The 16,412-nt window shown below is 53.8% G+C and carries 12 protein-coding genes and 1 tRNA gene; 3 read left to right on the top strand and 10 right to left on the bottom strand.

Annotation, left to right across the window (positions count from 1 at the left end; genetic code table 11):
* Positions 1–252: 252 nt before the first annotated feature.
* The 4 genes from MIH19_RS09600 to sdhC are packed head-to-tail and all read right to left on the bottom strand — an operon-like array spanning position 253 to position 3,468.
* On the bottom strand, positions 253–957 hold the full coding sequence (locus MIH19_RS09600) for a succinate dehydrogenase iron-sulfur subunit (RefSeq protein ID WP_249008644.1): 705 nt from the start codon (positions 955–957) through the stop codon (positions 253–255).
* 13 nt (positions 958–970) lie between these two features.
* Positions 971–2,743 (bottom strand): succinate dehydrogenase flavoprotein subunit, encoded by a 1,773-nt coding sequence (gene sdhA, locus MIH19_RS09595; protein ID WP_249008643.1) that lies wholly within the window; start codon positions 2,741–2,743, stop codon positions 971–973.
* Positions 2,744–2,746: 3 nt separating this feature from the next.
* On the bottom strand, positions 2,747–3,100 hold the full coding sequence (gene sdhD / locus MIH19_RS09590) for a succinate dehydrogenase, hydrophobic membrane anchor protein (RefSeq protein ID WP_249008642.1): 354 nt from the start codon (positions 3,098–3,100) through the stop codon (positions 2,747–2,749).
* Entirely contained in the window at positions 3,088–3,468 is a 381-nt protein-coding gene (sdhC, locus tag MIH19_RS09585) for a succinate dehydrogenase, cytochrome b556 subunit (protein WP_249008641.1), read from the bottom strand. The genes sdhD and sdhC overlap by 13 nt, the downstream gene beginning before the upstream one ends.
* 507 nt (positions 3,469–3,975) lie before the next feature.
* Here sdhC and gltA point away from each other — a divergent pair.
* Together gltA and MIH19_RS09575 are read left to right on the top strand one after the other, a co-directional pair.
* Positions 3,976–5,250, top strand: coding sequence for a citrate synthase (gene gltA / locus MIH19_RS09580; protein ID WP_249008640.1), 1,275 nt, complete (start codon positions 3,976–3,978; stop codon positions 5,248–5,250).
* A gap of 89 nt (positions 5,251–5,339) precedes the next feature.
* On the top strand, positions 5,340–6,212 hold the full coding sequence (locus MIH19_RS09575; RefSeq protein ID WP_249008639.1) for an NAD(P)-dependent oxidoreductase: 873 nt from the start codon (positions 5,340–5,342) through the stop codon (positions 6,210–6,212).
* Positions 6,213–6,306: 94 nt separating this feature from the next.
* Here MIH19_RS09575 and topA read toward each other — a convergent pair whose 3' ends face one another.
* The 3 genes from topA to fadB all read right to left on the bottom strand — a co-directional run bounded on the left by topA (position 6,307) and on the right by fadB (position 12,573).
* The gene (gene topA, locus MIH19_RS09570; protein WP_249008638.1) at positions 6,307–8,946 is read right to left on the bottom strand and encodes a type I DNA topoisomerase; all 2,640 of its coding nucleotides are present in this window, start codon (positions 8,944–8,946) and stop codon (positions 6,307–6,309) included.
* Between the two features lie 270 nt (positions 8,947–9,216).
* On the bottom strand, positions 9,217–10,392 hold the full coding sequence (fadA, locus tag MIH19_RS09565; RefSeq protein WP_249008637.1) for an acetyl-CoA C-acyltransferase FadA: 1,176 nt from the start codon (positions 10,390–10,392) through the stop codon (positions 9,217–9,219).
* Positions 10,393–10,425: 33 nt separating this feature from the next.
* Entirely contained in the window at positions 10,426–12,573 is a 2,148-nt protein-coding gene (fadB, locus tag MIH19_RS09560; protein WP_249008975.1) for a fatty acid oxidation complex subunit alpha FadB, read from the bottom strand.
* Positions 12,574–12,933: 360 nt separating this feature from the next.
* Here fadB and MIH19_RS09555 point away from each other — a divergent pair, with 360 nt between their 5' ends.
* Entirely contained in the window at positions 12,934–13,365 is a 432-nt protein-coding gene (locus MIH19_RS09555; RefSeq protein WP_249008636.1) for a universal stress protein, read from the top strand.
* Between the two features lie 80 nt (positions 13,366–13,445).
* Here the strand turns inward: MIH19_RS09555 and MIH19_RS09550 are convergent, their stop codons facing one another.
* The 3 genes from MIH19_RS09550 to MIH19_RS09540 form a co-directional block, all read right to left on the bottom strand.
* Entirely contained in the window at positions 13,446–15,362 is a 1,917-nt protein-coding gene (locus MIH19_RS09550; protein WP_249008635.1) for an ATP-binding cassette domain-containing protein, read from the bottom strand.
* Positions 15,363–15,370: 8 nt separating this feature from the next.
* On the bottom strand, positions 15,371–16,168 hold the full coding sequence (locus tag MIH19_RS09545; RefSeq protein ID WP_249008634.1) for an MOSC N-terminal beta barrel domain-containing protein: 798 nt from the start codon (positions 16,166–16,168) through the stop codon (positions 15,371–15,373).
* Between the two features lie 140 nt (positions 16,169–16,308).
* Positions 16,309–16,384 (bottom strand) — tRNA-Gly (locus MIH19_RS09540).
* Positions 16,385–16,412 lie beyond the last annotated feature (28 nt).

Here is a 16,412-nt window from a genome sequence, read left to right as displayed (position 1 = left end):
CAGTCAATACGGGTTTTTACGCTGTCGACTTTGGCCGCCACATCCGGAACGGATGCCTGCTTTCCCCGAAATTTTTTATACTTAGCGACGCAGTGCAAGCCATCTAACGGCTAACAATCACGGCACACGAATTTTGAACCGCTACCAGACTATTGACTATACGCCTTTGGTTGAAGGCCCCGCCAAATTGGCGAGGCCTTCAAGGGTCTTACTCAGCAGACACAGTATAACGTCTGTATTACATTTTGCTGCTCAAGTTGCCCGCTGCAGCAACAGGTTCCGAATATGACCAATAGCCCGGGTCGGATTAAGACCCTTCGGGCACACGCTGACACAGTTCATAATACCGCGGCAACGGAACACGCTGAACGGATCGTCCAAATCAGCCAAACGCTCGGCTTGGGCGGTGTCACGGCTGTCCGCCAGGAAGCGGTAAGCCTGCAACAGGCCTGCGGGGCCAATAAACTTATCCGGGTTCCACCAGAACGACGGGCAAGCCGTGGAACAGCATGCGCATAGTATACACTCGTAAAGACCGTCGAGCTTTTCACGGTCTTCCGGCGTCTGCAAACGCTCTATAGCGGGTGCCGGCTGGTTGTTGACCAAGTACGGCATGACCTTTTCATACTGCTTGTAAAACAGGCTCATATCCACAACCAGATCACGGATAACCGGCAAACCAGGCAACGGGCGCAATACCAGCTTGTCTTTTTTGATCACCTGAGACACCGGCGTGATGCACGCCAGGCCATTTTTGCCGTTCATGTTCATGCCGTCAGAGCCGCACACGCCTTCACGGCATGACCGCCGGTAAGACAGGGTGACGTCTTTTTCTTTCAGCAGATTGAGCACGTCCAGCACCATCAGGTCTTTACCTTTCGGAAGTTCAACCTCGACATCCTGCATGAACGGGGCGTTGTCTGCTTCCGGGTTGTAACGATAAAGGCTTACCAACATAGTCTTCGTCCCCTTAATACGACCGAATCATCGGCTGGAATGTGTCGACAGTCTTCGGCGAGAAGTTAACATCACGCTTGCCAACCCGCTTGTCCAGCGGGAAATAAAGCGAGTGCTTCAACCAGTTCTCGTCGTCACGCTCAGTAAAGTCGTTGCGGGCATGAGCACCGCGACTTTCCTTTCGCTCTACCGCTGATACGGCAGTGGCGTAAGCAACTTCAAACAGGTTATCCAGTTCCAACGCCTCAATACGCGCGGTATTGAACGCGTTGCTGGTGTCGGTCAGGCGGGTGTTACGAACGCGCTCACCGATTTCATTCAACAGTTGCAGACCTTTTTCCATGCTTTCGCCGTCGCGGAACACACCGAAATACAGCTGCATGCAGGTTTGCAGATCTTTACGAACCGCCGCCACGTGTTCACCTTCGCGGGCATTCGCCAACCGATCCAGTCGCGCCATGGCGCGCTTGATGTCAGCGTCACTGGCGCCGTCTACGTCAAAGCCGTTGCGCAACTGCTCTTCAATGTGAAGGCCAGCTGCACGGCCAAACACGACCAGGTCCAGAAGCGAGTTGCCGCCAAGACGGTTGGCACCGTGAACTGAAACACAAGCCGCTTCACCACAGGCAAACAAACCACGGATTGGCTGATCTTTGCCGTCATCGTCTTGGGTCAGCGCCTGGCCGCCGACGTTCGTCGGAATACCGCCCATCATGTAATGACAGGTTGGAACAACAGGAACAGGCTCTTTCACCGGATCTACATGGGCAAAGGTCTTTGATAGCTCACAAATACCCGGCAACCGCAGATTCAGGGTTTCTTCACCCAAGTGGTCGAGCTTCAACAGAACGTGATCTTTTTCAGGACCACAGCCACGGCCTTCAAGAATCTCGATGACCATAGAGCGTGCAACAACGTCACGGCCTGCAAGATCTTTGGAATTGGGCGCGTAGCGCTCCATGAACCGCTCGCCTTCGGAGTTGATCAAGTAACCGCCTTCACCCCGACAGCCTTCGGTCACAAGCGTGCCCGCACCGTAAATGCCGGTGGGGTGGAACTGCCACATTTCCATATCCTGCATCGGGAAACCGGCACGCAGGGCCATGCCGATACCGTCGCCGGTGTTAATCAGGGCATTGGTGGTAGAGGCATAAATACGGCCAGCGCCGCCGGTCGCAAGAACCGTTGCTTTGGCCTTGATGTATGCCACTTCTCCCGTTTCGATTTCGATGGCAACAACACCAACAACTTCATTTTTGGCGTTTTTGACCAGGTCTACCGCATACCATTCATTCAGGAAGGTGGTTCCACCTTTCAGGTTGGCTTGATACAGCGTGTGCAGGAGCGCATGACCTGTACGGTCGGCCGCCGCACAGGTACGAGCTGCCTGGGTAGAATCATTCGGCCCTTTGGACTGACCACCAAACGGGCGCTGGTAAATACGACCCTGCTCGGTGCGTGAGAATGGCAGACCCATGTGTTCAAGTTCGAATACAGCTTGCGGACCTACCGAACACATATATTCAACTGCGTCCTGGTCAGCAATGTAATCGGACCCCTTCACGGTGTCATACATGTGCCAGCGCCAGTCGTCGTTGGGATCCGCGCTGGCGATCGCACAGGTAATGCCACCTTGGGCAGACACAGTGTGCGAACGAGTTGGAAACACCTTGGTAATACACGCGGCTTTAACGCCGGATTCAGTCAACTGTAGCGCTGCGCGCATACCGGCACCGCCGCCGCCAATCACGATGGCGTCAAAGGTCATGGTCTTGATGTTAGACATTAATTAAACCCCCCACAGGATCTGAATACCCCAAACCACATACACGAACATGGTCAGACCGCACGCGGCCTGCACCAGAAAGCGCGGTAAGGCTGATTTCATATAGTCAGTCGTTACTGTCCACAAACCAACCCAAGCGTGCGCGCCAATCGAAAGCAGAGCCATCAGCGTGAAAATGCGCATCCAGGTCTGGCTAAAGAAGCCTGCCCAGGTTTCGTAGCCCAAGCCGGGATTGGCGATAATGAAGACAAAAAGAACCACCGTGTACAATGCGAGAACATAGGCTGAAACCCGCTGCATTAGCCAGTCTGCAACACCGCTACGGCCCAGATTGGTTACACTACTTACATTGCCCATATCCAAACTCCTGCCAGTACAATCAGAATTATGGCAACGGCCAGAGTCACTTTGGCAGCCACCAGGCCACTTTCCAGCTCTTCACCAATACCCATGTCCATCAACAGGTGCTTGGTGCCTGCCACCAGGTGATATAGCAGGGCAGACAAAATGCCCCAGATAATCAGTTTGGCGAAGAAGCCGCTCAGCAATTCACTTACATGGCCGTACCCTTCTTCCCCTGACAGGGAAAGATCCAGACCATAAAGCATGAACGCTACACCGACAAAAATGATGATGCCGCTGACGCGGTGCAATATGGAAGTAATGGCTGGCAATGGAAAATGAAACTTGCCGAGATCGAGATTTACTGGTCGTTTACTATTCACAGCGCTCTCACACTCTCTTTGTTGCCGCGGAACCGGCAAGCCGGACGCAGATGATTGGTTTGTAAGGATCAGTGTGCAAATACGAGGCTGACACACGATTGGCTCAGGGTATGAAGGGATTTTTCCCCGACAACTCGTTGCGCGCTGGCAAGGTTGCGTTGGGGAAAGGCGCCACGGTTGGCTAAACCCCCCAATTCCGGGCTAAAGATTATAAGGAGTAAGCGAATTAATTACAAACCTGCAATTGACGCAAATCACTGCCAGTAAACGAATGTATATGAAGACAAAAGGCTTATTGACAACAAAGCCCTGCAACCGCCATAACGGATACCGGCATTTACTCATTGACGTTATCGAGCATTTTTATCTTTTGCGTAGCCTTTTGTTGACAAAGAAAGCGATCAGCCTATATTTTGCCGCCAGTTTTGCGATAATACGCGCCCTACTCGCGCATTGTTAAACTCTGAAAATCAGAAAATCTGACACGCTTCTAAACAGGAGAGCACCATGACCGACAGGAAAGCCACGCTAACAGTGGGCAACAAGTCCCTTGAGCTGCCGGTTTACTCTGGCACCGTCGGCCCAGACGTTATTGATGTACGGAGCCTGGTCCAGCAAGGCGTGTTCACTTACGATCCCGGCTTTGTATCCACAGCGGCTTGCGAGTCCGCCATCACCTTTATTGATGGCGAAAAGGGTGTGCTCTTGCACCGTGGCTACCCGATCGAGCAGCTGGCAGAACACTCTGACTACCTGGAGCTATGTTGGCTGCTGCTGCACGGAGAACTCCCCACTGCCGAAGAAAACGTAGCATTTCACGAAACCATCAAAAACCACACCATGCTGCATGACCAAATGCGCAATTTCTTTAACGGCTTCCGTCGTGACGCGCACCCAATGGCCATAATGTGCGGCGTTGTGGGCGCTTTATCGGCGTTCTATCACGACCAGATGGACGTAACCGATGAGCACCAGCGCGAAATTACCGGCCACCGCCTGATCGCGAAAATGCCCACCATCGCAGCCTGGTGTTACAAATACAGTATTGGCCAGCCGTTTGTTTACCCGCGTAATGATCTGACCTACGCCGAAAACTTTCTGCAGATGATGTTTGCCACCCCATGTGAGGAATACAAGCCAAATCCGGTCCTGGCCAACGCAATGGACAAAATATTTATCCTGCATGCTGACCACGAACAGAACGCATCCACCTCTACCGTGCGCCTGGCGGGCTCTACCGGCGCCAACCCTTACGCATGTATGGCTTCCGGCATTGCAGCACTCTGGGGGCCTGCTCACGGCGGCGCCAACGAAGCGGTTTTGGCCATGCTGGCCGAAATTGGCGACGAAGCCAACATCGAAGCGTTCATCGAAAGAGCCAAAGACAAAGACGACCCGTTCCGCCTGATGGGTTTTGGTCATCGGGTCTACAAAAACTTTGATCCCCGGGCCAAGGTCATGGCCGAAACCGCTCATGAAGTACTAACCGAACTGGGCCTTGAAAACGATCCGCTGCTGCGCATTGCCAAGCGCCTGGAAAAGATCGCCCTCGAAGACGAATACTTTGTCGAGCGTAAGCTTTACCCGAACGTAGACTTTTACTCTGGCCTGATTCTCAAAGCGATCGGCATTCCAACGTCCATGTTCACCGTTGTGTTTGCCATGGCACGCACCATCGGTTGGTTCTCTCATTGGAACGAAATGGTCAGCGGCGATTATCGCATTGGTCGTCCGCGCCAGCTTTACACGGGTTCGCCCAAGCGCGATTACCCAAAAGATTGATTCAGTGATGCAAACATCCTGATCAAATATCAGAAAAACCGCTAGTTTTAGCGGTTTTTTTGTTTTGTACCAATCCTGAGGAGCAAATCATGACAACCGTGAGCTTTATTGGTCTTGGCGTTATGGGTTATCCCATGGCCGGGCATTTGGCAGCTGCCGGCTACGATGTCCAGGTGTGGAATCGTACCAACAGCAAAAGCCAGCAGTGGGCAAAAGATTATAACGGCAAAGCCTGCGCCAGCATCGCCGAGGCAGTGCAAGGCAGCACCATCGTTCTTACCTGCGTGGGCAACGACGATGATTTACTGGCGGTGTATGAAGGCGACGCCGGCATTCTCGCTAATGCCACCCAGGGCACACTGCTGATTGACCACACTACCGCCTCAGCGATGGCTGCCGAACGCCTGGCCCAACTAGCCGCACAGCGCCAGCTGAGCTTTATGGATGCGCCGGTGTCTGGCGGACAGCAAGGCGCCGAAAAGGGCCAACTGACCATCATGTGCGGTGGTAGCAGCAGCGATTTTACAACAGCAGAACCGGTATTAAGCACTTACGCTAAAGCGTTGAATCTTATGGGGCCAGCTGGCGCGGGTCAAAAGACGAAAATGGTCAACCAGATTGCCATTGCGGGGTTGGTTCAGGGGCTGTCAGAGGCCCTGCACTTTGCCGAACAGGCTGGTCTGGATGCCAGTAAAGTCGTTGAAGTGATCTCTAAGGGGGCAGCCCAGTCCTGGCAAATGGAAAACCGGTCCGCCACCATGATTGCTGGTGAATTCGAACACGGCTTTGCAGTGAACTGGATGCGTAAAGATCTGGCCATCTGCCTGGAAGAGGCGCGCAAAAACGGTGCTCGTCTGCCGGTAGCGGCACTGGTGGATCAGTTCTACGGAGATGTACAACAGATGGGTGGCGAGCGCTGGGATACGTCATCGCTTATCACGCGTTTGCGCCCTAAAAAGTAAAGCGACTAAGTTCAATAGCGAATTTTTTCGTCTTTATAAACGGCGATGGGCGAGTTTTCACCCGCCCATCGCTTCAAGACTCAATCCGCCGCCATCATTTCTGTTTAGACTGCCACTTGCCGCTCACGTACCAAGCCGACCAACCAGTCGCTTTGCCGTCTTTTTCCGACATTACATACTGCTCTTTGGTTTTCCGGCTGTAGCGGATCACCGACGGATTACCCTCAGGATCGCGCTCCGGTGCTTCCATCAAATAGTTGTGTTTGGGATCAATCTCTTCGCGGTGAGGTTTAATTTCCAGTAACAGCGGCGGACGGGTTTCCCGATTCTTGGGAAACTTGCTGGCTGCCAGGAACATGCCGGACGCGCCATCGCGCAACACATAGGTGTCGTCCACTTTCTGGCACTGCAACTCCGGCATCGCCACCGGGTCCATCTTGGGCGGTGCCGGCTCGCCACTTTTCAGCAGCTTACGGGTATTTTTGCACTCATCGTTGGTGCAGCCAAAATACTTACCGAAACGACCGGTTTTCAGCTGCATTTCGCTGCCGCACTTGTCGCAGTCCAACGTCGGGCCATCGTAACCCTTAATACGGAAACTGCCCTGTTCGACTTCATACCCGGAGCAATCCGGGTTATTACCGCACACGTGAAGCTTGCGGGTTTCGTCTACCAGGTAGCTGTCCATGGCCGTGCTGCACTTCGGGCAGCGGCGCTTCATCCGTAACAGGCGGCTTTCGCCCTCACCTTCCACGTCTTCTTCGGCGCTGACCACCTCGTCGCCGGTCACCAGGTTAATGGTGGTTTTACAACGCTCTTTTGGCGGTAACGAGTAACCCGAACAGCCCAGAAAAACGCCGGTGCTGGCCACGCGAATTTGCATATTCCGACTGCACGTAGGACACGGAATGTCTGTTTCGGTAGGCTCGTTAGGGCGCATGCCGCCGTCGTCGTCATCCGCTTCAGCCACTTCCAGTTGCTGTCGGAAACGGCCATAAAAATCATTCAATACTTTTTTCCATTCCACATTGCCTTCGGCAACATGATCCAGATCACCTTCCATCTGCGCAGTAAAACTGTAATCCATCAGGTTACCGAAGGATTCACACAGCCTTTCAGTCACAATTTCGCCCATTTTTTCGGCGTAAAAACGACGGTTTTGCAGGCGCACGTAACCACGGTCTTGAATGGTCGAAATAATTGAGGCGTAGGTAGAAGGCCGGCCAATACCCTGCTTTTCAAGTTCTTTAACCAGACTCGCTTCAGTGAAGCGCGGTGACGGCTTGGTGAAGTGCTGCGTGGGTTCGAGCTTATCCAGGCCCAGGTTCTCACCAACATGGATGTCTGGCAGCACTAAATCTTCGTCTTTTTTTGACGCCTGGGGCGCCACTTTCAAAAAACCTTCAAACTTGCTGATGCGGCCACGGGTGCGCAGCTCGTAATCGCCGTTGGACACGACGATAGACGTGCTGAGAAATTCGGCGTCGGCCATTTGGCAACCAATGAACTGGCGCCAAATAATGTCGTAAAGCTTCTCGGCGTCTTTTTCGATACCGGTAATAGCGACCGCCTTGCGGGTAGCTTCGGTCGGCCGAATAGCCTCGTGAGCTTCCTGAGCGCCTTGCTTGCTGCCATAGATTCGCGGGCTGTCCGGCAGGTATTCTTTGCCAAAGGTCGCCTCTACGTAGTCGCGGCTGCTGTTAACGGCATCCTGGCTCAGGTTGGTGGAATCTGTACGCATATAGGTGATGAACCCGGCCTCGTACAAACGCTGGGCCAACATCATGGTTTTCTTAACACTGAAGCCCAGGCGGTTACTGGCAGCCTGCTGCAACGTCGACGTTATGAAAGGAGCACCCGGGCGCGAACGGGTGGGTTTGTCTTCACGCTTGGTTACCGCAAACTTACCCACTTTTAACCGCGTGACGTGGTCATTGCTCTGGGTTTCGTTAACCGGGCGATAAGGTTTGTCGTTGTAGCGGGTCACTTCAAAACGCACCGGCTGCTTGGCGCTGGTGGTTGCAAGGCCTGCAAACAACTGCCAGTACTCCTCCGGCACAAACTTGCGAATTTCCCGTTCACGTTCAACAATCAGCTTTACCGCAACCGATTGCACACGGCCGGCAGACAAACCGCGGGCCAATTTGGCCCAAAGCAGCGGCGACACCATGTAACCAACTACCCTGTCCAGGAACCGCCTTGCCTGCTGGGCATGCACCATATCGGTGTCTAGCTTGCCTGGATTTTCGAAGGCGCCCTGAATAGCGCGCTTGGTAATTTCGTTGAACACAACGCGCCGGTATTTTTCCGGCTCGCCGCCAATGGTTTGCTGAAGGTGCCAGGCTATGGCCTCACCTTCGCGGTCCAAATCCGTCGCCAGGTAGATGTGGTCGGCCGACTTGGCCAGGCGTTTCAGCTCATTAACGACCTTCTCTTTGCCCGGCAAAATTTCATAGCGCGCGCTCCAATCGTGATCCGGGTCTATCCCCATACGGGCGACCAGCTGTTCACGAGCTTTACGCTTCTTGTGCACCACCTTGTCTTCAGGGCTCAATTTACGCGTGACGGCGGCCTGACGAGCACGCTCTTTGGGGTCGCTGGTGGACCCGCTGCCGCTAACCGGAAGATCACGAATGTGCCCGACGGACGACTTAACAATGAAGTCGTCCCCCAGGTACTTATTGATGGTCTTCGCTTTCGCTGGCGACTCGACAATTACGAGACTTTTACCCATATCGGAGATCTGTATCCTTGGCGATAAATCGGTCAGTTGTGCAGCAAACCGCAAACTCGCTGTAAAATCAGTCGGCTATAAATACAACCTTGCCGCTGACATGTATAGGATCACTGTTTTACAGGGTCAAGAATAGCAAGACAACCCATTCTTTGGTTTCCAACCGGCTTTTTTTCATCCGGATAAACAACTTTTTTCATTTTGATAAACAACAAGGCCCGGCGAATTGCCGGGCCTTGTTGTTAAATGTCAGCTATGTCCCGCAGGGAATCACAGCCGCTCCCACACCGTAGATATACCCTGACCCAAGCCGATACACATGGTGGACACACCATATCTACCGCCGTTGGCCTGCATGATATTCAGCAGCGTGGTTGAAATGCGCGCACCAGAGCAGCCTAACGGATGGCCAAGTGCAATGGCACCGCCGTTAAGGTTTACTTTCTGATCCACGACACCCATCAGTTTGAGATCTTTCAACACCGGCAAGGACTGCCCGGAAAAGGCCTCGTTCAGCTCCCAAAAATCGATATCTTCGATTTTCAGGCCGGCACGCTTGAGCGCTTTTTTGGTCGCAGGTACCGGGCCGTAGCCCATAATAGCAGGGTCAACGCCCGCTACCGCCATGCTCACAATACGCGCCATAGGCTTGAGGCCAAGGGCCTGGGCACGCTCGGCAGACATCAATATCATCGCTGCGGCACCGTCGGTGAGCTGCGATGATGTACCGGCCGTGACCGTACCATTTTTCGGATCAAACGCCGGGCGCAACTGGCCCAGTGATTCAACGGTGGTTTCCGGACGAATGGTTTCGTCGTGCTCAATCAGCACTTTAAAACCGTTCTCATCATGGCCCTCTATGGGAACGATTTCGTTCTTGAAACGGCCCTCCTCGGTGGCTTCCTGCGCCAGGCGATGGGAACGCGCTCCGAATTCGTCCTGTTGCTGACGCGTAATGCCGTGCATCTTGGCCAGCATTTCTGCTGTCAGGCCCATCATATTGGAAGCTTTCGCAGTGTACTTAGACGCCGCCGGGTTGTGATCAAACCCGTCAGTCATACTAATGTGACCCATGTGCTCGACACCACCCACCACGAACATTTCACCGTTGCCGGTCATGATCGCTTGGGCGGCGGTGTGAATCGCACTCATGGCTGAACCACACAAACGGTTAACTGTCTGCGCACCGGCTTCGTGGGGCACTTTTGTTAGCAGGGAAATATGGCGTGCCACATTAAAGCCCTGCTCGCGGGTCTGGTTCACGCAGCCCCAAATGACATCTTCTACTTCTTTCGGATCGAGCTTGGGGTTGCGCTCGAACAGTGCGTCGATCAGGGTTGCCGACAGTGTTTCTGCACGTACATTGCGGAAACAGCCGTTTTTGGCGCGGCCCATCGGAGTCCGCACGCAATCAATGACGACAACGTCTCTCGGATTAAGGCTCATAGATCTTTCTCCGTTCGGAAATCTCGTTCAGGGTTAAGCAAAGAAGGTCTGGCCATTTTTTGCCATGTCACGCAGCTTGTCGGTGGGCTTATACAGCGGCCCAAGATCTGCGTATTTGTCAGCCAGCTCCACAAACTTGTCCACGCCCATCTGATCGATGTAGCGCAGTGCACCACCGCGGAACGGAGGGAAGCCAATACCGTAGATCAGACCCATATCGGCGTCAGCCGGGCTTTCTACAATGCCGTCTTCCAGGCAACGAACGGTTTCCATACACAGCGGGATCATCATCCGCGCAATGATTTCATCGTCTTCAAACTCTTTATCACCCTGAACAACCGGCTTCAGCAGTTTATAGGATTCTTCGTCGACTACTTTTTGCTGCTTGCCCTTGCGGTCCAGCTCGTAGCGGTAGAAGCCCTTCTCATTTTTTTGGCCGTAACGCTTGTTATCAAACATCACGTCGATGGCGGTGGTGCCTTCGTGCTTCATACGGTCAGGGAAGCCTTCAGCCATCACTTCGCCAGCGTGCTTGCCGGTGTCCATGCCAACCACATCCAGCAGATACGCGGGGCCCATGGGCCAACCAAACTTTTCCATCACCTTATCGACTTTCTGGAAGTCGGCGCCGTCACGTACCAGTCCAATAAAGCCGCCGAAGTACGGAAATAGCACCCGGTTGACCAGAAAGCCCGGGCAGTCGTTAACCACTATTGGCGTTTTACCCATGGCAGTGGCATAAGCCACGGTGGTCGCAATCGCACGATCGCTGGTTTTCTTTCCGCGGATAATCTCAACCAGAGGCATCATGTGCACTGGGTTAAAGAAGTGCATGCCACAGAAGTTTTCCGGGCGCTTGAGATTCTTTGCCAACAGGTCGATAGAGATGGTCGAGGTGTTAGACGTAAGAATGGTGTCTTCGCGAACCTGGCCTTCAACCTCGCGCAGAACCGCATCTTTCACTTTGGGATTCTCAACAACGGCTTCAACAACCAGATCTACGTTCTTGAAATCGCCGTAGTTTAGCGCTGGCGTGATGCTGTTCAGAACGTCCGCCATCTGATCGGGTTTCATGCGTCCCTTGTCAATGCGCTTGAGCAGAAGCTTCTTGGCTTCTTTCAGGCCCAGGGCGATGCCTTCGGGATTGATGTCTTTCATAATGATGGGAGTGCCTTTAAGCGCAGACTGATACGCCACGCCGCCACCCATAATGCCTGCACCCAGAACCGCTGTCAGTTTTACATCGGCAGCGTCTTTGGCCCAGCGTTTCGCCTTGCGCTTGAGTTCTTGGTCATTCAGAAACAGGCCGATCAGATTTGCACAAGCGTCCGTTTTCGCCATTTTTGCGAAGCCCTTGGCTTCTACTTCAATGGCCTTGTCGCGCGTCATACCGGCGTGCTTTTGCATCACCTTGATCGCTTCAACCGGCGCCGGGTAGTTTTTCCCGGCCTTGGCACCTACAAACGCTTTTGAAATTTCGAACGCCATCATGCTTTCCATGACATTCAGTTTTATTTTGCCTTTCTTTTCTTCGCGGCGCGCCAAATTGTCGAGCTTGCCGTTGTTTACCTGGTGAATAATGCTCAGCGCAGCGTCAACCAGCTTATCCGGTTCAACAATCGCATCGACCGCACCCACCTTGAGCGCAACGTCTGCGCGATTTTCGGTCGCACCACTGATCCACTCAACCGCGTTATCTACGCCAATCAGGCGCGACAGGCGTACGGTACCGCCAAAGCCCGGGAAGATTCCCAACTTGGTTTCCGGTAGGCCCACTTTGGCTTTTGGTGCCATAACCCGGTAATCGGTGGCCAGGCACATTTCAAAACCGCCGCCCAGCGCAATACCGTTGATCGCGGTAACCGTGGGGAATGGTAGGTCTTCAATGGCACTAAAAATTTCATTGGCGCTTAAGTTGTTGGCCACCAGCTCGTCTTCCGGGCCGGAAAACAAGTCTTTGAATTCGGTGATGTCTGCGCCAACAATAAAGCTGTCTTTGGAACTGGTAACAACAAGACCCTTCAGATCCGTCCGTGACGTCAGTATGTTTGTCGCATTGCGGAGTTCTTCCAGGGTAAGACGGTTGAATTTATTGACAGACTCGCCATGCAAGTCAAAATTCAACTGAGCGATACCGCCTTCGATCTCTTTAACCGTGATGGCTTTACCTTCGTAAATCATCAACTGATCTCCAGTCTGTGATTGAAACTGTTTTGTGCGCCGGTGTGCTTGCACGTTTAATTGCAAGATCCCGACTGCAGATGCAGCGAACCTTTAACCACTGCGGCCGCTGCCCGATCTTCAATTCAAATTCATACAGCCGTTTGAATATCGAGACCACACGATGAGAAGAAACCGTCCGTTTGTCAATTTCTTTCTTAACACGCCCCATCGCAGGCACCGGCAATTGGTACTGCGCAGGTTTACTCAATAGCGCTGCTAACAACGCCTAAGTCAGCCTAACCCCTTTTCCGCCGGGCTGAACCATACTATCCTGTAATCAGGAGTTCTGACATTCGCAACACACGGAGTAATAGAGCCATGTCTGTTTACAAGAAGTTGCTGGTTGCCATTGATTTAACGGAAGAAGCGCCACAAGTCCTGCACAAAGCAAAAGAAATGGCTATTAGCCAAGGTGCTGAACTGATCCTGGCACACGTAGTAGAGCCTGTAGGTTACGCCTATGGTGGCGATATTCCGATGGATTTGACCGAATTACAGGACCAGCTCGACAAGGCTGCCCGTGAGCAGCTGACCAAGTACGGTGAAGAATACGGCATTCCCAAAGAAAGTCAGGTGGTGACCGTTGGCCGCCCCGAGTCTGAAGTGCATCGCTTGGTCAAAGAACACGCCATTGACCTTGTGGTTGTGGGCAGCCATGGCCGCAAAGGCTTCCAGTTGTTGCTCGGCTCTACTGCAAACGGAGTTCTGCACGGCACCGAGTGCGATGTGCTGGCCGTACGTATTTTTTAACACTGATCGTAATTAGCTGATAGCTTGCCGGCGAAACTCCGGCAAGCTATCGAGCAATTCGGCAATTAAAAGAGCCAGGCTTATTTCCCGGTCATTTCCTCCAGTTCCATCCAACGCTCCATTGCGGTTTCCAACTCTGATCCCACCGCTGTCAGACGAGCCAGGGTTTCATCAACTTTCTTCGCAGAATTAGCGTAGAAGTCCGCTGAACCGATGGCGTCCTGCAGCTGTTGTTGCTCCTGCTCCAGGCGTTCAATGGTTTTCGGCAACTGCTCCAACTCCAGTTTCAACTTATAACTGATTTTTGCCGCCGTGGGCTTAGTGCCGGACTGCGCAGCTGGCTTACTCTTGCTCTTACTTTCCGGCTTTTGCTGCTTGTCGGGCCGGCTGCCGCTTTTTTCGGCTGGAAATTGGCCGCCTTGGCGGCGCCAGTCAGTGTAGCCCCCAACAAACTCGTGCACCTGGCCAGTACCGTCCAAAAACAGAGTTTCGGTGACCACGTTGTCCAGAAATTCCCTATCGTGGCTGATCACAATCACCGTGCCGCGGAATTCCGACAGCTGCTCTTCCAACAGCTCTAGAGTTTCAACATCCAAGTCGTTGGTGGGTTCGTCCAGCACCAGTACGTTGGCGGGCTTACTGAACAGCTTAGCCAGCAGCAAGCGGGCGCGCTCGCCACCGGAGAACACACTGACAGGCGACCGTGCCCGCTCCGGGGTAAACAGGAAGTCCTGTAGATACCCCATAACATGTTTGCTCTGACCATTAATATCAATAAAATCACGGCCTTCCGACAAATTATCAATCGCATTTCGAGTTAAGTCTAGTTCGCCCCGCAGTTGATCGAAATAGGCTACTTCCAAGTTGGTGCCGCGGCGAATACTGCCTTCAGTGGCTTCCAGGTCGCCCAGCAGCAGGCGCACCAACGTGGTTTTGCCGGTGCCGTTTTCACCCACCAGGCCGATTTTGTCACCGCGCAGAATGGTCAGATTCATGTCACGGATAACCGCGGGGTGACCCTGATAAGCAAAACCGGCGCCCAAGGCTTCGGCCACCAGCTTGCCAGATCGAGCAGCGTCTTCCACCGCAAAAGTGGCCGTGCCACCGCGCACTCGGCGCTGGCGATGCTCTTCACGCATCGCTTTAAGTGCCCTTACCCGACCCATATTGCGAGTACGGCGAGCTTTGATGCCCTGGCGAATCCAAGTTTCTTCCTGCTTTAGGCGCTTATCAAACAAGGCTGCGTGACGCTCTTCTTCTTCCAGGGCCTTTTCTTTTAGGTCCAGATAGTGATCGTAACTGGCGGCAAAGCTGACCAGCTGTCCGCGATCCAGCTCCACCACCCGGGTGGCCATTCGGCGAATAAACGCACGGTCGTGGCTCACAAACAGGATGGCACCACGGAACTGGACCAAAGCGTCTTCCAGCCAGGCAATAGCGGGCACATCCAGGTGGTTGGTAGGCTCATCAAGCAGCAGAATATCCGGCTCGGACACCAGCGCCCGCGCCAACAGAACCCGGCGCTGCCAGCCACCCGACAGAGTATTCAGCGTGCGATCGGGGTCTACGCCGTACTGCGCCAGCATACTGGTGACTTTTTGGTCCAGGCGCCAGCCGTCCAAAGCCTCCAGACGCTCCTGCACCTTCATCATCTGGTTCAGGCTTTTTTCGTCTGTCTGCTGGGTCAGGTGGTGGAATTCAATGAGCAGTGCGCCGGTTTCAGGAAAAGCGCCAGCAACCACATCGTAGGCGGTGCGGGTATCGCCAGAGGGCAAATTCTGTGGCAACACCGCCAGCACCGCGCCGTCTTCCAGGCGGACGATGCCGCCGTCTGGCGTTACTTCATCGTTGACGATTTTCAGCAGGGTAGACTTACCCTCGCCGTTACGGCCCAACAGGCACACCCGCTCACCGGCTTCCATCACCAATGAGGCATTGTCCAACAGCGGCTGCATTCCAAACGACAGGGAAACCCCGTCCAGCGTTAACAAAGGCACGTAGTCTATTACTCCGATTGATTCACGATAACGCAGTCACCCACGCTCAGCCGGCAAGGCGAGTCGTGAATGGCGTTCATTCCGAACATGATGCCGCCAGCGGTGCGGCGGTAGGTCGCAAGGGTCCGCAATGGCTGAACCGAGGCGGCTTTTTCCCCGGTATCCGGGTTAACAGTAGTCATTACACAGCGGGAACAGGGCTTAAGCACCCGATAACTGCCCTCGCCTATGGTCACGGCCTGCCAGTTATCTTCCGACCAGGCAGCGGCGCCATCAACCACGATATTGGGGCGAAAATGACGCATATCCACCGTCACCGCCAAGCGTTCATTCAGCTCCGCTAACGACGCGATATTGGTCATCAGCAACGGATAACCGTCGGCAAAGCTCACGCGCCGGCGTTCTGTTGCCAGATTGGTCTGCACCTGGCGAAAGCTGCTATCAGGCATGAATACGAAGCGCAAAGACAGGCCACAAAAGCGACTGATGGCACCATTGGCCACGTCACAACCCGCCTGGCCCTGAACCCAATCGCGCCACACTCGCACAGACAGGTTCTCACCATTGGCTTGCAGCACAATAGGTGGTTGCCCTGGCAGGGTAATAGAAACCTCGCCATCGGCACCCAGCGAAGGCTGAACCAATGCCAGCTGTGGCAGGGTGCGCTGGGTTACAAACTGACACTCGTCGTCAACCAGCATCCAGCGCCGGTCGCCGGCCGGGCCAAATTCGTCCAGCCCAAACGAGTCCACGGCAATACCCGCAAGGGATTTAACCGGATACAGAAACAACGAGTGCACGCGCATGAAGGTCTCCCGGCGGACAGCATGAAAAATGAAGACGGAAGAGTATAACCGAGCCCTAACGCCATTGCCCTTGTGTTTGCCCTTGTGATCGAAACGAACATAAAAAAACCCGGCCTTTTACAAGACCGGGTTTTCAAATTTGGAGCGGGAAACGAGATTCGAACTCGCGACCTCAACCTTGGCAAGGTTGCGCTCTACCAACTGAGCTATTCCCGCTAATGTTGTCGTAAGTTGTTGCCTGACA

Source organism: Marinobacter sp. M1C (assembly GCF_023314135.1).
Classification (GTDB): Bacteria; Pseudomonadota; Gammaproteobacteria; order Pseudomonadales; family Oleiphilaceae; genus Marinobacter.
Note: the sequence above shows the minus strand (reverse complement) of the source record. Positions and strands in the feature narration are given on the sequence as shown.

What these genes read in the sequence shown, in the direction of transcription:
- gltA (WP_249008640.1), top strand. Translation starts at nt 3,976, where the DNA reads ATGACCGACAGGAAAGCCACGCTAACAGTGGGCAACAAGTCCCTTGAG.
- fadA (WP_249008637.1), bottom strand. Translation starts at nt 10,392, where the DNA reads ATGAGCCTTAATCCGAGAGACGTTGTCGTCATTGATTGCGTGCGGACT.
- MIH19_RS09555 (WP_249008636.1), top strand. Translation starts at nt 12,934, where the DNA reads ATGTCTGTTTACAAGAAGTTGCTGGTTGCCATTGATTTAACGGAAGAA.
- MIH19_RS09575 (WP_249008639.1), top strand. Translation starts at nt 5,340, where the DNA reads ATGACAACCGTGAGCTTTATTGGTCTTGGCGTTATGGGTTATCCCATG.
- sdhA (WP_249008643.1), bottom strand. Translation starts at nt 2,743, where the DNA reads ATGTCTAACATCAAGACCATGACCTTTGACGCCATCGTGATTGGCGGC.
- topA (WP_249008638.1), bottom strand. Translation starts at nt 8,946, where the DNA reads ATGGGTAAAAGTCTCGTAATTGTCGAGTCGCCAGCGAAAGCGAAGACC.
- fadB (WP_249008975.1), bottom strand. Translation starts at nt 12,573, where the DNA reads ATGATTTACGAAGGTAAAGCCATCACGGTTAAAGAGATCGAAGGCGGT.
- sdhD (WP_249008642.1), bottom strand. Translation starts at nt 3,100, where the DNA reads ATGGGCAATGTAAGTAGTGTAACCAATCTGGGCCGTAGCGGTGTTGCA.
- MIH19_RS09600 (WP_249008644.1), bottom strand. Translation starts at nt 957, where the DNA reads ATGTTGGTAAGCCTTTATCGTTACAACCCGGAAGCAGACAACGCCCCG.
- MIH19_RS09545 (WP_249008634.1), bottom strand. Translation starts at nt 16,168, where the DNA reads ATGCGCGTGCACTCGTTGTTTCTGTATCCGGTTAAATCCCTTGCGGGT.